14 protein-coding genes are annotated in these 15311 nt (G+C 39.4%); 10 read left to right on the forward strand and 4 right to left on the reverse strand.

The genetic code is table 11. From position 1 onward, the window contains the following. Window positions 1-118 precede the first annotated feature (118 nt). Together ACQFX9_RS18585 and ACQFX9_RS18590 are read left to right on the forward strand one after the other, a co-directional pair. A protein-coding gene (locus ACQFX9_RS18585) for an IS630 family transposase (RefSeq protein ID WP_427157563.1) occupies window positions 119-1073 on the forward strand; the annotation gives its coding sequence in 2 pieces (ribosomal slippage) (window positions 119-462 and window positions 461-1073; 957 coding nt in all). Window positions 1074-1151: 78 nt separating this feature from the next. After that, on the forward strand, window positions 1152-2747 hold the full coding sequence (locus ACQFX9_RS18590) for a hypothetical protein (RefSeq protein ID WP_427157564.1): 1596 nt from the start codon (window positions 1152-1154) through the stop codon (window positions 2745-2747). A 59-nt stretch (window positions 2748-2806) separates the two neighbouring features. Here ACQFX9_RS18590 and ACQFX9_RS18595 read toward each other — a convergent pair whose 3' ends face one another. Next, window positions 2807-3445: a PAP/fibrillin family protein gene (locus ACQFX9_RS18595; protein WP_427157566.1), complete on the reverse strand. Its 639-nt coding sequence runs from the start codon at window positions 3443-3445 to the stop codon at window positions 2807-2809. 194 nt (window positions 3446-3639) lie between these two features. Next, window positions 3640-3876: a hypothetical protein gene (locus ACQFX9_RS18600; RefSeq protein ID WP_427157568.1), complete on the reverse strand. Its 237-nt coding sequence runs from the start codon at window positions 3874-3876 to the stop codon at window positions 3640-3642. Between the two features lie 169 nt (window positions 3877-4045). Between ACQFX9_RS18600 and ACQFX9_RS18605 the strand changes: the two genes are divergently transcribed. From ACQFX9_RS18605 to ACQFX9_RS18630, 6 genes are all read left to right on the forward strand, one after another. Beyond that, window positions 4046-4702, forward strand: a complete 657-nt coding sequence (locus ACQFX9_RS18605; protein WP_427157570.1) for a hypothetical protein — start codon at window positions 4046-4048, stop codon at window positions 4700-4702. Window positions 4703-4861: 159 nt separating this feature from the next. Continuing rightward, window positions 4862-6193: a four-carbon acid sugar kinase family protein gene (locus ACQFX9_RS18610; RefSeq protein WP_427157571.1), complete on the forward strand. Its 1332-nt coding sequence runs from the start codon at window positions 4862-4864 to the stop codon at window positions 6191-6193. Between the two features lie 199 nt (window positions 6194-6392). After that, window positions 6393-7463 carry a septum site-determining protein MinC gene (minC, locus tag ACQFX9_RS18615; protein ID WP_427157572.1) on the forward strand — a complete coding sequence of 357 codons (1071 nt, stop codon included), beginning with the start codon at window positions 6393-6395 and terminating at the stop codon, window positions 7461-7463. 46 nt (window positions 7464-7509) lie between these two features. After that, on the forward strand, window positions 7510-8313 hold the full coding sequence (gene minD, locus ACQFX9_RS18620) for a septum site-determining protein MinD (RefSeq protein ID WP_236144663.1): 804 nt from the start codon (window positions 7510-7512) through the stop codon (window positions 8311-8313). Between the two features lie 27 nt (window positions 8314-8340). After that, window positions 8341-8640 (forward strand): cell division topological specificity factor MinE, encoded by a 300-nt coding sequence (gene minE, locus ACQFX9_RS18625; RefSeq protein WP_103136043.1) that lies wholly within the window; start codon window positions 8341-8343, stop codon window positions 8638-8640. A 1012-nt stretch (window positions 8641-9652) separates the two neighbouring features. Next, window positions 9653-10006 carry an SH3 domain-containing protein gene (locus ACQFX9_RS18630; RefSeq protein WP_236144662.1) on the forward strand — a complete coding sequence of 118 codons (354 nt, stop codon included), beginning with the start codon at window positions 9653-9655 and terminating at the stop codon, window positions 10004-10006. A 588-nt stretch (window positions 10007-10594) separates the two neighbouring features. On the opposite strand, the gene ACQFX9_RS18635 is transcribed toward ACQFX9_RS18630, so the two are convergent. Continuing rightward, complete coding sequence (locus ACQFX9_RS18635; RefSeq protein WP_427157575.1) at window positions 10595-11860, reverse strand: hypothetical protein; 1266 nt, start codon at window positions 11858-11860, stop codon at window positions 10595-10597. Between the two features lie 981 nt (window positions 11861-12841). Here ACQFX9_RS18635 and blaOXA point away from each other — a divergent pair. Both blaOXA and fmt read left to right on the forward strand, forming a co-directional pair. Beyond that, window positions 12842-13684: a class D beta-lactamase gene (gene blaOXA / locus ACQFX9_RS18640; protein ID WP_427162935.1), complete on the forward strand. Its 843-nt coding sequence runs from the start codon at window positions 12842-12844 to the stop codon at window positions 13682-13684. A 35-nt stretch (window positions 13685-13719) separates the two neighbouring features. Further along, window positions 13720-14724: a methionyl-tRNA formyltransferase gene (gene fmt, locus ACQFX9_RS18645; RefSeq protein ID WP_427157577.1), complete on the forward strand. Its 1005-nt coding sequence runs from the start codon at window positions 13720-13722 to the stop codon at window positions 14722-14724. Between the two features lies 1 nt (window position 14725). On the opposite strand, the gene ACQFX9_RS18650 is transcribed toward fmt, so the two are convergent. Further along, window positions 14726-15094 carry a DUF6464 family protein gene (locus tag ACQFX9_RS18650; protein ID WP_236144658.1) on the reverse strand — a complete coding sequence of 123 codons (369 nt, stop codon included), beginning with the start codon at window positions 15092-15094 and terminating at the stop codon, window positions 14726-14728. Window positions 15095-15311 lie beyond the last annotated feature (217 nt).

Consider the following 15311-nt stretch of genomic DNA (forward strand, 5'->3'; position numbering starts at 1 on the left):
TTAGTTGCTGTTAAGTTAAGCATTAGATAATTTAAATATAGATTTTTTATATAGCCTTTCCCGGTCTAATGAAGTACACTTGAGAAAATAAAGCTATACATATTAGTCCAAGGTAAAAATGCAAGCATATTCTCTGGATTTCCGCCAAAAAATACTTGATACATATTTGAAAGGTGGAATATCACAACGACAGTTAGCAAAAAGATTTTGTGTAACTTTAGGATTTATGGAGAAGTTACTGAAACAGTATAGAGAAACGGGAAATATCGCACCGAAAGTCAGAACACAACAAACGCCAGCAAAGCTAAACTCTCAACAATTGAATGTGCTTCAGGAAATAGTAGAAGCCAAAAATGATGCCACTTTATCAGAAATTCGGGAGCTACTCAAAGAAAAGACAGGAATAACGATTGGGATTTCGACAGTAGACAGAATGTTAAAGGCAATGGAAATTAGCTTAAAAAAAAACATTACACGCAGCAGAAAAAGAAACTCCTAGAGTGCAATCATTAAGATTACAGTTTTGGCTGCAAATACGAGGAATACCAGCCCAAAAGCTGATATTTCTAGATGAAGCCGGAGCTAATCTATCTTTGGACAGACACTCTGCTCGTGCCAAAAAAGGTGAAAGAGCGCATGGTAAAAGAACGCAAAAACGTAGTAAAAATGTCTCGATAATTGGTGCAATTGGTTTGAGAGGTGTCGTTAGCCAATATAGTATTTTAGGAGCGACTGATGGTCTAACATTTGAGGCTTATATCTCGCAAAAACTAGTTCCGAAACTGAACAAAGGTGATTATGTAATCATGGACAATTGCTCAATTCATAAAGGTGGTGATATTGAAAAACTCATCGAATCTGCCGGAGCTAAATTAATTTATTTACCACCATATTCTCCTGATTTTTCCCCCATTGAAAATTGTTGGTCAAAGATTAAGAATGTACTCCGTTCTATTGGTGCTAGGAGTTATCCAGATTTAGTAACAGCAATTGAAACTGCTTTTAGCCAAGTCTCTTTAGATGATATTTTTAATTGGTTTACTCATTGTTGTTACTGTACTCCACTAGACTGAAAAAGGCTATATGTATTGTTCGGTTAGTAAGTTTGGGAATATTAAACGTAGATACTTCAGGAAGTAACTACAGAACTAATGAATGCAGACGAATACATTCTAAAATTACCTAGTCTAGCTTTAAATACCAGAGAACTACTACCTGAAACAGCAGGAATATATTACGTTGTAGACGAAAATGGTGTGGTTTGGTATGTGGGAAAAGCTAAAAATCTGCGTAACCGTTGGTTAGGGAAAAGCCATCATAGATTCTATCAGCTTCAAAAACAACGCCAAAGGAAATTTACTATTTACTATGATTTAGTCAACGTATCGGTTCTCGATAGCATCGAGAAAAGAGAAATTGATAAATGTCATCCTCAATTAAACGGAACGGAAGTTAATAGTAAAAGGCTACAGCCAACAGAGACACTTTTAAGAAAAACATTACTTACTCTTGCACCATATGCTTTTATATTAGGTGTCGAGCCTCCACGAAAAGAAGATAAACAATTAATTGAATATTCAAAAGCTTTCGGCGACAACTGGAGAATTAACAAATCTGTTGTTTCATTGCAAGTGATACATATTTGTATAAATTTACCAGAGTTAATAGAACTAATAAAAGATAAGAAATCAACAATCCAATTTCTCAAAAAAATATTTAGAAAAAACGTTAACTATTCAAGTAATTGGATTGATCAAAGTAGCAAAAAATATTATCGATTTAGTGATTTTACTTTGAGAAGACTGTTGGTTAATGGATTTGCAATAGAAATCTATTTAGCTGATCAAAGAGTAATATCGCTCATTCAAGAGTATACAATGACTCAACTAGCAGGAATAGATATTAAAGCAGTTACGAATGTATCGCTAGATGGACTGAAAAATAAATGCTTACTTAGTAATATCATTGGGTTACATTTAAAAGATGATAGTTACGATAATTCAGTATATACAGAACTTAAAAACATATCTATAAATAGGTTAAACCCATATAGCCAAGATTTAGTAAGAATAGTCTTTAAAGACAAAATAGATACCACCAAGTTATTAACATTTCCTCTGGATTTGAAACAAATAGAAACACCAAATCTTGGTTTGTCTATAAGATTAGTAAATCTTACACATAAAAAGCAGTATTTGAAGAGTTTATTAATAGAGCGTGGTCTTGACTTAAATAAATATGAGGTTAATCAGTATTTAGAAAATATACCACAGGATAATAACTACTATGAAAGCAATCGCAGTAGCAATATAATTGTATATGTGAAATCTTTCTTATACAACGATTTGCAAAAATGTACTTACTCGCCTAGTCAAATATATGGACAAAAATTAGTTACTTATCAAGGGAAAACAACATTTAATAGTCTTTATCAGGAAGTTTACCTTGCAGTGAGTGTAAACAAGGCATTTTGGCTATTATTTGAAAATTATTTATTAGACTTTACTAAAGTAACACTTAATGAGAATGAGGGTTACATCAAAAAACACTATATATCCTCTAAAAAAACACTGAAACCTGTTATTGTATCTGTTATTTTAAATGGACAATGGAAAGCTGCGATACCAATTGGCACTAAAGATAATATGTCATATTATGAAGTTACAGAAGTTATTAAGAATCGTTTAGAAAATAGCCTAATACCTAAGCTAAAGTTTACCTTTCGGCTCATGTCAAACTTAAAGTAAATCATTCACTCCTGCTGATAAATACATGGAGTGAAGATGATGAGGATGAGAAAGTTATTTTACTCAGGTATATCCGCAGATTTATTCAAAATAAACAAACTTTCATCGCCTCCCCTACCAATTCTCAATGTTTCGTCTAAATAAGTAATGTCAAGGGTAGCCGTTCTACCTTGAGGGTTATTCGCTGGAACAATCTTAAATGGGTTGAGTTGTGGCGTATTTATTCCCAAAATCTTCTCAATGGCTAGATAGCGTTTGTCAAAATCGACATTGATACGTCTATTCAGTGGGGGTGATACGTTTTCCGTCGCCGGCTCAAAGCTAGCTGTCACTTTGACATACCCTGATATTAACCCTAATGAATGTTTAACCAAAGCTAAATTGAAAAATTGTTTATTAGTAACATTAATTACTTGGTATACCTTACCTACTGTTAATCCCAACGGAAGGGAAGCTAAAGCGCGGATTTCTCTGGCGGTGGAATATTTGAGTTGCCAAGCTCCTGCTAACAAATCTGTAGCATACAATAGGGGGCGAGGATTGGGATTGCAGTTTTCTAACTCTGTAGTAAGTTGTTCTAGTTCTGCGACTAGAGATTTATCTAACTGTAAATTGGTGACAGGAGATCCATCACTTTTAGTTTGTACCTGATCAAGCTTGGTTTGTAATTGTTCTTTTAATAAGAGTCGATTATTCATTTTGAGAATAACAGTTTTTACATATACTTATTCTGAGATCAGAGTTGCACCTAGTGCAATGTAGTCTAAATTGCTTTACTTCAATTTCTCACCAGCTTAGTAGGTTGGGTTGACGAAAGGAAACCCAACACCAAGATATTGGTTAAGTTTTTAACATCCATGTTGGGTTGCGCCACGCTTAACCCAACCTATATCTAGCGACACTTCAACTGCATTTCAGAGGCGATTGCTTCTATTTCTTGCTGGTCTTTAATACTTGTTTCACCCAAAGCTTTCTTACGGGATGTGATTTCGTTGGAAACTCTTTGATAGCATTCAGCTTTAGTTTCTGGGGTGGGTTGCAAAATCCACCACACTAACCCCATAAGGGTAAAAACTGATATTAGACCCAACACAATCCAATCAAAAATCCCTCGTTTTACTTGAGTCATATTTTTGAACTATTAATCAATAATTTATTATTCCCAAGTTATTAATGATGACAATCCCATGCTGACTAATTCCTATGTGGGCTAAATTGTCTTTAGTGAAGCGTCAATACCAACCCCAAACCGCACTAAAATAAAGACGCAACTTGCACTTTATCAGGAGCTTCCAGTTGTGCAGCCGGATTTGATAGGGTTGGAAATTAGCAAGGGAGAACTGAGACGCTTGAGTGGGGTGTCTCCCGATAAAGTTTTGCGACTTGCAACGATCGCCAGTTCTAAAGAACGCTTAAAATTTTGGCAGAATGAAATTTTGACATCACTGATTATTGCTGCTGTGGCTGTGGGCTTAGTCTATGGTTTAATTATCCTACCCACCATCGGTTCAGCAATTCCCCAGGGAATTCTTCTCTTCATCATAGTATTTTTTGTGGTCATCCTGGGGCGATCGCTCTCTTCACGTTTCAAGATTCCCAAAAGTCTCACCCAGCTATTTGATGCAGTTGATCAATACCATGCCTTGATTGTCGCTGTCGATGTCAATGATCAGTTGGCAGTCTCAGGTGAACTAGATGATAGTCTCAATGATAGAGATAGAGTGATTACTGGCTTGCAACTCCTGAGAGAAGATTTAGTCCGCGCTTTCAAAAGCGATCGCCTTTTGCGGGATAATAAAAAACTGTTTGCTAATCAAGAAGATTTATCTGTCAATAATTTGACAAATATCCAAGCCTTACAAGCTAATACTCAGGCTAGTGAATACTCTCTACTTTTAAATCAAGTATTGCAGATTGCCTTGGATGTGCAAGCACGCAGAACAGGGAATAGGTGACAATTTAAAATTCAAAATTCAAAATTCAAAATTCAAAATTCAAAATACCCTTACGGGTTCGCGGTAGCGTTGCCAAGCATTGGCTTGCGCCTACAAAATTTAAAATTCTGTTCCCTGTTCCCTGTTCCCTGTTCCCTAATAACTATTGACTATTGACTAATGACTAAAAATAACAAACCTAAAATAATTGTCTTGGATGATGATCCTACTGGTTCTCAAACAGTACATAGCTGTTTGTTGTTAATGCGTTGGGATGTGGAAACTTTACGGTTGGGGTTACGGGATGATGCGCCGATTTTCTTTGTCTTGACTAATACTCGATCCTTACCGCCAGAATCAGCCGCATCGGTAACAAAAGAAGTATGTCAAAACCTGAAGGTGGCTTTAGCGGCTGAGGGTGTGACTGATTTTTTGGTGGTGAGTCGTTCTGATTCGACTCTGCGGGGACATTATCCCATTGAAACTGATGCGATCGCTCAAGAACTTGGTTCTTTCGATGCTCATTTCCTGGTTCCGGCTTTCTTTGAAGGGGGACGCATCACCCGTGATAATGTGCATTACTTGATAATTGATGGTGTACCTACCCCAGTTCATGAAACTGAGTTTGCACGGGATTCGGTTTTTGCTTACCACCACAGCTATTTACCTAAGTATGTAGAAGAAAAAACCCAAGGACGTATTTCTGAGTTGGAGGTGGAAAGATTTCTACTTGCTGATATCCGCAGTGGTAGTTCAGCACGTTTACTGCAACTGACAGGTAATCAATGCTGTGTCGTTGATGGCGAAACGCAAGCGGATCTAAATCGCTTTGCTGTAGATATTTTAACCGCCGCCAGTCAAGGTAAACGTTTTTTGTTCCGCAGTGCAGCCAGTATTTTAACTGCTTTAGCCGCTTTACCACCCCAACCCATCGCCGCCGAAAATATGGCGGAGTATGTGCGTCAAGGTAAACCAGGCGCAGTCATCGTTGGTTCTCATGTGAAGAAAACCACCCAGCAGCTAGAATCACTACTACAAGCATCTGGAACTGTGGGAATTGAGGTGAATGTCTCGCGGTTACTAGATAACCAAACAGACACAGCTACCACACTCCTCAGTGAAGTTTTAGATCAGATTCACCAAGTACACAACACCAGTAAAACCCCAGTAGTTTACACCAGTCGCCAGGAATTGCAATTTCCTGATGTCACCACCCGCTTACAATTTGGCTTGAGGGTTTCCCGCCTATTAATGGATATTGTCCAAGGCTTACCCTCTGACATTGGTTTTCTAATTAGCAAAGGTGGAATCACTTCCAACGATGTTTTAAGTACAGGCTTGGAACTCACATCAGCGCGGTTACTAGGTCAAATTTTAGCAGGCTGTTCGATGGTAATTACCCCTAGCGATCATCCGCAATTTCCGCATTTACCCGTAGTTTTATTTCCTGGTAATGTGGGAGATGCTGAAGCCTTGGCAACAGTTTACAAAAGATTAACGAAAAATACTTAAGTGAAAATGTTGCCGTATTTTGCAACTAGTTTAATATTGGTAACTATACCAATTCTTTCGAGCAACAGGGGTGTCAGGGTGTAAAAGAGATCAGCCGGGAACTAGGCAAAAGCCACTTATTAATCAAAAGATAAAAATCTTTGACTTTTTTATACCCAGTCCCCACTCCCTTTATCTGTTTAATTTTGGCTGGAGCCGCATGAGTTCTGATTCTGCTATCCCCAATTTAGAGCCGAATTCTGCCTCAGTTAGTGCAGAATTTACTACCAATAGTGCGATTAAAGATGTAAATTCCGGCGTTTTTCAGGAAGACTCTAACTCGATTATTCCAGATGCCGAACTAGATTCCGTACTTCTCTATCTCCAATCAAATTCTGATGCTGGTGATGGAAAACCACAGACGGTTAGCTCAAATGAACAGCCAACTGCACCTCCCAGTGATGCGGAAACTGATGCTACCAAAACAACACCTAAGTCTGATACTGACTTATTGGATCTCGATGCTATTGATTTTGTGGAAAATCAAGCTAGAAATGACATTCAAGTCCAGTTCAAGACCGAAGAAGGAAAACTGTTAGTAATTTTACCGACAGAATTACAAGTTCCGGCATCAGAATTTGCTTGGTCTGATATTTGGCAACAATTAAAGTTGCGCTTAATGGCAAGCGATCGCCTCCGCACACAGAATACTGCCGTGCATTTAATAGCACACGATCGCCTGTTAGATACCAGACAACTGCAACAACTCGCTGAAACCTTTAGTGAAGCCCAACTACATCTCAAATCGGTCGCCACTAGCCGCCGCCAAACTGCGATCGCCGCAGTCACATCAGGTTACTCTGTAGAACAATTACAACCAGAAACCATCCTTTCTTCCGAACCAAAAGTCACCGCTAACCCCCAAGCTGATGCTTTATACATAGAAATGACTGTCCGTTCTGGTGTAGAAATTCGTCACCCCGGTACAGTAATTTTATTGGGAGATATCAATCCTGGTGGTATGGTAGTGGCAGACGGAGATATCCTAGTCTGGGGTCGTCTCCGGGGTGTAGCTCATGCTGGTGCATCGGGAAATCGTGAGTGTCTAATTATGTCACTACACATGGAACCCACCCAGCTCAGAATTGCGGACGCTGTTGCTAGATCACCAGAAAAATTACCAACGCAATTTTTCCCAGAAGTAGCACACATCACTGATAGGGGAATCCGCATCGTCAAAGCTACTGATTTTTCTAGAAACCTACTCACTAGAATTAATCAAACACCATAAATACATTTAATATAATTCTTTAACCCTCATCCAGCGCACTTGTATCATGACTCGTATTATTGTCATTACCTCCGGTAAAGGAGGTGTGGGTAAAACTACTGTTTCCGCAAATTTAGGTATGGCGATCGCTAAAATGGGTCGCCAAGTCGCCTTAGTTGATGCGGATTTCGGTCTGCGGAATTTAGATTTGCTCTTAGGTTTAGAAAATCGGATTGTCTACACAGCAGTAGAAGTTCTCTCTAGAGAATGTCGCTTAGAACAAGCCTTAGTCAAAGATAAGCGTCAACCCAACCTGGTACTGCTACCAGCAGCCCAAAACCGTACCAAAGATGCAGTTACACCAGAACAGATGAAGTTATTGGTGAATGCACTCTCACAAAAGTATCAATACGTAATTATTGATAGTCCGGCGGGGATTGAAAACGGCTTTAAAAATGCGATCGCCCCAGCCAAAGAAGCCCTCATCGTTACCACTCCCGAAATTTCCGCCGTGCGCGATGCTGACCGCGTAGTTGGCTTATTAGAAGCTCAAGGTATCAAACGCGTTCACCTCATTATCAACCGCATCAGACCAGCAATGGTACGGGCTAATGATATGATGTCCGTGCAGGATGTTCAAGAATTGCTAGCTATACCCTTAATCGGCGTTCTTCCTGATGATGAACGTGTAATTGTTTCCACCAATCGTGGCGAACCTTTAGTCTTAGCTGACACCCCTTCTTTGGCGGCTGTTGCTTTTGAAAACATTGCGCGGAGATTGGAAGGAGAAACAATCGATTTTCTCGACCTGGATACACCCCACGAGAATATATTTACCCGTTTGCGAAAATTGTTACGCACCAAAATTTAACTTTCAGTCTCCGCACACCTACAAGCAATGATCCTCGAATTAATAGACAAGTTGTTTTCACGTAGTCCCGATACCAGTCGCTCCCAAGTCAAACGCCGCTTGCAATTGGTAATCGCTCATGATCGTGCCGATTTAGACGCTCAGACCCTCGAAAAAATGCGTAGGGAAATTTTAGACGTAGTTTGCCGCTATGTAGAATTAGACACAGAAAGTCTAGAGTTTGCCCTGGAAAGCAATCAACGCACTACAGCTTTAATTGCTAATTTACCCATCCGACGAGTAAAAGAAGCTATACCCGAATTGGAAAGGAGTGAAACATCACCCTAAATTTCTATGCAGAGTGTATATTAGCCAGTATCACACTTAACAGTGAACAGTCTTGAGTAAAATCCGAGAGCAAAACGCCACACCAATTGGTGGAAATTATTGGTGCGCCGTAACACCACACTATTGAAAAAGGGGTTTAGGGGTAAAGGGTATAGGGGTGTAAGGGAAAGACTTTTTCATGTCTTCTGGTGTACGCAGTTCATGATGGCTACTTAACTGTTTTAATAACACTCTGTAATTATTTACAGTAATTTTTTATAAAAATACGCACTTAGGTATACAAAACCTTGCATTCCTACTGATATCAATCGAATTAAGTAGGCTTTACTTAGATATAGAAATCTGCTTTTATTCCTAAAGTCATTTGCGTAGTCAGGGAACAGGCTTCCGCCGTGAGCGTCAGCCGAACGGGAACGGGGGACAGGAAGTAAGAAGGAATAAAAGTGTACTTAGCTTTGCAGAAATCAAATATGATTTCCATATAAAAACCTTCAATATACTGAAACACTATTTGTATTTGTACTGACTTATCTTATATATAGTTAATTATTATTATTTTCATTCGATATAAATTAAAAGGCAAGTCTTGAAACTCTTGTGTTAAAAGACTTACACGAAATTATTGTTCTCTACAAAAACATAAAATAACAACGTTTTCAAGAATTAAATTACTCAAATCTTATTTATTAACCTCTATTAATATACGAATATTTGCTAATAGATACATTTTTTAAGTAATTTTATTGATTTTCAATAAAATACGAAATCGTTCGGATGTTAATGACGAAAATCAACGAATAAATTTGAGAAATAGAGAAATTAAGAACTACATTCTAATCCTAGAAAGGTTGATGTCTATGCTTTATGCAACAGGCATAAAGGGTGCATTGGATTAGTAAGTAGACAGGAATTAAATCGGTTGATAAGTTTCCTTTTCACCTATCAACCCTAATTTCTTGCTGTCAATAGTTAAGCATTTCAAACTTTTCACTTTATCCCGGAAGTATATACAATGTCTAAGATTTTCATCTCTCTCATGATTGGCACAGTATTTGCAACTTCTGCTTTACCAGCAACTGCTGCTCCAATTAATTTAAATGGTCATAATTCTAATACTTATAGCTCTCCTCAAACCGGCAAACGTCTATTGCTTAGTAACACTGTTCGTGTTTGTACAAGAGATAGAGGTGGCCTTTTAAATATGCGTAGTGGGCCGGGAACTGGTTATAGTGTAGTATACCGAGTTCCAAATGGAGCAGTCGTTAGCGTAATCAATTCTACAGATTATCCTTATGGTGGTCAGTATTGGTATCAAGTATCGTTTCGCAACGTAGTAGGTTGGGTACGCGGAGATTTTGTTTGCTAATTTCTCCAATCAAATAGAGAGGTAAAGGAGAGGAGAATAGCTAACAAGTCTAGGTTTCCCAAGCACTGAGTAATGGCTCTTAGGGACACAGTAGGCTTTTGATTTTGTACCTTTTCAGGGGTGCAAGATTCATTCACAATCCTGTCCTTTTTCGGTTAAGTAAAACTAAAACTTGCAGTAGGAAAAAAAGTTATTTTCCGCGTTCTTTTCTTTAATTAACAAGTAATAAATAAGTAATGGGTATTTATTCATCACTCATTACTTATTACTTATTACGGTTCAGATAAGAAAAATAAATTTCAACCAAGCCAGCAAATGATCACTCAACAAAAAACGAAAAAATGATTTTGGAGGGGGTTTGGGGGACGCAACCGTCCCCCAATCGGGGGCTTGGGGGAGAATCCCCCAAATCTTGCTCATTGTCTCATAGGCAGAGCAAAAATGGAGAAATTAAATCTCACCACCTTAACTGAACCGTATTGACTTATTACTTATTACTCATTACTCAAACTAAAAAGCGGTTACTACAGTTAGTAACCGCTTTTTCTTGTTTGCCACAGACTACTGATGTGACAAGGCTAGTATCAGCTACCGTGAAGCAACTTGTGGACCAGCCCAGACATTGGAGAGTTTGTCACCGAAGGTTACAGGCTGATCACTCTCAGTTGTCGCTCCTGTTTTACCGTCGATAGCTACTTTCACTAAAGGCCAGTTTTCTTCTCCCATCTCGCCTGCACGAAACAGCACGTGATCGGGTTCGTTTTTACTCCAACCCAATAACACGGCAATTTTTTCATGATCTTCTTCGGTTTGAGCCGGCGCGACTGTGTTGGCTTGGTTTTTCTGCCGATCCCAAATCACCGCTTGGTCAGTAGAGTCACCAGTGTTAAATACGCCTTCAAATCTACGTGCTAAGAAGCGATCGCTTTTTTCCGACCAACTCACAGGCACTAATACCCCGATTTTACCTTCTTTACTATCTTCTGGGGCTGTTGTTGTCTGTGTCTTGACTAGTGGGTCTTGCAAGGTAGTTGTAGAAGCCATCACTCGTAATTGCTTAGTTTCTCTATTTTCTACAAACAGAACACTAGTCACTTTCGAGTTATACATTTCGGGTTTAACGTCGATTTGTACCCTGCTGTAAACCGCGTACTTCCCATCAGGAGAAACCACAGGCACACTACGATAGTAACGCACCCCAGTTACCCCCTTAGAACCGATGGCTTCTTGCGTACTGACAATCCACTGCCAAGGAATCGGGTGAGGACTCCCTATCGGATCAGTCGGTAGTTCTGAAGCTTGTTCTGGCTGTGGTTCACTGACAGGTACATCATCTTGATTTGCATCTGCTTGAGGTGTGGAGATAGTTGGTAAAGGCTGCACTGCGGCCAAAAGATTATGATCACCAGATTCCTGCCATACCCTATTTTGTGCTGGTGTTTTTTCTAGCGTTACCGATGGTGCTAGCTCTACATCTGCCAATGGATTAACAACAGTATTATCAATATGAGATTTAGTATATTCTTGAGCCAACAAGGACTCAGTTATGTCATCTGCTGGCAACATTGGCGGTCTAATCACCTGAGATGCCACTACTGTTTCTCGACGCAGTGAGTTAGTCGGTTCTGTGGTTAGTACCCTGGCTAACTCTGGTTCACTCACAGCAGCTTTTTCTGGAGAAACGATATCAGATTCTTCAGGCTCAGACGCAATCTTTGCTACCACTTTTGATGTCTTAGCTGAACTAGAGTGACCAGAAGCAGCAACCAAAGGCGCAATCAAAATGAAAACAACAAAATAATTAAAAAATGGTTGCACACGGAACCATCCTGACAGCAAAAGGGGTTTAAGCATGGGTGGACTCTCCAGAAGGGCGGTTGCTGTATGAGGAGCGATATTTGAAAATCTGACAAAAAGCTGGCTTTGATTACAGGTATAACAACAAACTCAAAGTTTTTGCTAACTTTATGAAATTTTTTTTTTAAAGTTTGATATGTTTACTTAAACACGTCTTCATAATTGATCAATCCCCATACAAATTAAGTAATTTTGCTTAAAAAAATCCACTAAAAAACGAGCAGATTCATAGTAATGTTACTGCTTATAATTGAGTTCTTTTGTGGTAATTAAAATTAGCCCTAGACAGAACTAGATCTAGCCTAAAGACAAATAAAATTATTTTTGGACTAAACACACAAATAGCCCAAAGGTAGATCAGTTATAAGATTTAACTGTTGGGGTAAGAGTAAGCATAGATAAGCCAAGAGAGGCTTTCCTGTTTACAATGGCGACAACAGTAAAGTCCCCGATAACGGTTGGAGTGAAGCGTTACTTTAAAATTTAGGAAAGCGGACGCACAACATATAATACCCGAAAAACACCATTAGCATCTACCCTGGGGCAGAAATTCTTTCTGGAGTTTTCATCATTGCGATAGTGCTGTGCTTTGGAGCAAAGTAACTACACTTTTCGCCGAATAGACAGGAAAAAACATTTCCCAGAGAATTAGTTGATTAAAGCATCCAAGATATGAGGTTTTCGCCTACATATATCGTTAACATCAACTTTTCCATTAGGAAATTCAATTATAAGTGTATCAAGAAACTCTTGATTTTGTCATGATGAACACAGTTATTCACGATTGGGGAGTAATGAGTGGTGAGTGCTGAGTAATGAGTGCTGAGTAATGACTAATGACTAATGACTAATGACTAATGACTATTGACTATTGACTATTGACTATTGAGCATCTATGGTCATGGCACTACAGGCATAGTGGCTGTATTATCACTGGTGGTAAATCAGTTTTGTGAGGAAATCATAGTTGTGCCTAAAATTCGACGGATACCACCAGCAATTAAGATTATTTTTTATATACTGATTACATTTTTAACTATTAGCAATTTTCAGCCCATACCTGCAAAATCTCAGGAAAATCAGACACCTGCACCAGTAGCTAATGTTGACTTAGGACGTTCATTTGCTCAACTAGGTGTTAAAGGGTCGATTCTGATTTGCGATCGCAACAACAATAAATGTTACCAACACAACGCCCCGCGCAATTCACAAGCCTTCTCTCCCGCTTCGACATTTAAAATTTTCAACTCTCTTGTAGCTTTAGAAACGGGTGTGATTCCCAATGATGTTGCTGTTTTGACTTGGGATGGGATTCAGCGCGAATTGCCTTCATGGAATCAAGACACTAACATTCGTCAAGCCTTCAAAAATTCCACAGTCTGGTTTTATCAGGTGCTAGCACGCAAAATTGGTTATCAAAGGATGAAGCAATTTATCCAGCAAGTCGGTTATGGCGATGCTCAAATCGGGACACCAGAACAAATTGACCGCTTTTGGCTAGAGGGGCCACTGCAAATTACCCCCAGACAACAGATTGAGTTTTTACAACGTCTTCAGCGCAAAGATTTACCCTTCTCACAACGGACTTTGGATTTAGTACAAGATATTATGGTTTACGAACGTACCCCAGAGTATATACTGCGAGGAAAAACAGGCTGGGCTGCCCGTCGTAACCCCAATATCGGCTGGTTTGTCGGCTATTTAGAGCAGAAAAATAATGTATATTTCTTTGCTACCAATATTGATATACGTAATAGTGATGACCTTCCGGCGCGCATCGAAATTACTCGGCGCAGCCTCAAAACATTGGGATTGCTCTAACTAATGACTATTGACTAAGGACTATTGACTAATTTATGAAAATTGTATTTTTTGGCACACCCCAATTCGCTGTTCCTACGCTCGAAAAATTACTTAATCACCCAGAGTTCGAGGTGTTAGCAGTCGTCACCCAACCAGACAAACGCCGGGAACGGGGTAATAAACTCACCCCTTCACCTGTAAAAGTTGTGGCGAGTAATCATCATATCCCCGTATGGCAACCCCAACGAGTCAAGAAACATACTGAAACTTTGACTAAACTCCAGCAGTTAGAGGCGGATGTGTTTGTGGTGGTTGCCTATGGACAGATTTTGTCACAGAAAATTTTAGATATGCCCAAATTGGGCTGTGTGAATGTGCATGGTTCAATTTTGCCTCAATATCGGGGGGCTGCACCTATTCAATGGTGTATATACAACGGTGAACCAGAAACAGGGATCACAACTATGTTAATGGATGTGGGTATGGATACTGGGGCAATGCTGCTCAAGGCAACTACACCCATTGGTTTGTTAGATAATGCTGAGGATGTAGCCGCTAGACTCGCGGAAATTGGCGGTGATTTATTAATTGAAACCTTGCTCAAATTACAAAATCAAGAGATTACAGCTACACCGCAAGATGATAGTGCAGCGACTTACGCTTCTTTAATTCAAAAGCAAGACTATGGTTTAGATTGGTCAAAAAGCGCGATGCAATTGCATAACCAAGTTCGAGGGTTTTATCCCAACTGCACAGCCACCTTTCGTGACCAAACTTTGAAAATTACAGCCACCGTTCCCCTTGACGCGGCTGACAAAGATGAACTACCGCCAGAATTGCAAAAAATCTTTCAAAAAGTACCTAATTTGGCTAATATATCGGGTAGTCCAGGGGAGATAGTTAGCATCGCCAAGGGAATTGGTGCAATTGTGCAAACTGGTGAAGGTTTGTTACTGTTGCGAGAGGTTCAATTAGCTGGGAAACGTCCCCAATCAGGTTGGGATTTTGTTAACGGTACGCGTTTAACTGTTGGTGAAATGTTAGGGAATGGAGATTAACTTAATTTGATAGATTGCTAACGGCTTCATAAAAACGACAGGATTCGCAAGGCCCATTAGGATTAACCGCACAGCGAATAATTTCTGAATGGGCATTATAAACACAGCTAGCATCCCCAACTACCCAACGCCCTGCCACTAAACTTTTCTCAGATGGTCTTTGAGCAGTCTGTACATAGAGGGCGATGTTATATAGGCGATAACGTCCTGATTTGAATTGATAGCGATGGCGGCGTTCTAAAACTGCGTAGGTTTTACCTTCTAAATCGAGATAGTTCCCTGGTTGGGGTGTCCAATCTAGTTGAACTTTACCCAGGGAGCGACGAGGATGATTTAAAATCACCTCAGTCGGTAAATAGTCTGGCTCCATAAGTTTATGTGATGTGATTTACATTATAAAAATAGTATCGCAGCAGTCTAATTTGACCTAATGTTGATGGTTGACAAGCTGCTAAAATGCAAAGCGATCGCCTGACTAAATAATACTCATGGCGATCGCGTTAATTTTTCTGAAATTAGTTTGGTTTGATGATGCTGAATCACTTGATTTGTGCTACGTTATTCAGCCAAGAAAATATCTGTTAACT

The sequence above is a fragment of the Aliinostoc sp. HNIBRCY26 genome, assembly GCF_050235535.1.
In the GTDB taxonomy this organism is placed as follows: domain Bacteria; phylum Cyanobacteriota; class Cyanobacteriia; order Cyanobacteriales; family Nostocaceae; genus Trichormus.

Coding starts and splice junctions, on each gene's coding strand:
- ACQFX9_RS18595 (WP_427157566.1), bottom strand. CDS start 3,445: ATGAATAATCGACTCTTATTAAAAGAACAATTACAAACCAAGCTTGAT.
- ACQFX9_RS18650 (WP_236144658.1), bottom strand. CDS start 15,094: ATGGAGCCAGACTATTTACCGACTGAGGTGATTTTAAATCATCCTCGT.
- ACQFX9_RS18635 (WP_427157575.1), bottom strand. CDS start 11,860: ATGCTTAAACCCCTTTTGCTGTCAGGATGGTTCCGTGTGCAACCATTT.
- ACQFX9_RS18610 (WP_427157571.1), top strand. CDS start 4,862: ATGACTAAAAATAACAAACCTAAAATAATTGTCTTGGATGATGATCCT.
- minD (WP_236144663.1), top strand. CDS start 7,510: ATGACTCGTATTATTGTCATTACCTCCGGTAAAGGAGGTGTGGGTAAA.
- minE (WP_103136043.1), top strand. CDS start 8,341: ATGATCCTCGAATTAATAGACAAGTTGTTTTCACGTAGTCCCGATACC.
- ACQFX9_RS18630 (WP_236144662.1), top strand. CDS start 9,653: ATGTCTAAGATTTTCATCTCTCTCATGATTGGCACAGTATTTGCAACT.
- minC (WP_427157572.1), top strand. CDS start 6,393: ATGAGTTCTGATTCTGCTATCCCCAATTTAGAGCCGAATTCTGCCTCA.
- ACQFX9_RS18590 (WP_427157564.1), top strand. CDS start 1,152: ATGAATGCAGACGAATACATTCTAAAATTACCTAGTCTAGCTTTAAAT.
- ACQFX9_RS18600 (WP_427157568.1), bottom strand. CDS start 3,876: ATGACTCAAGTAAAACGAGGGATTTTTGATTGGATTGTGTTGGGTCTA.
- fmt (WP_427157577.1), top strand. CDS start 13,720: ATGAAAATTGTATTTTTTGGCACACCCCAATTCGCTGTTCCTACGCTC.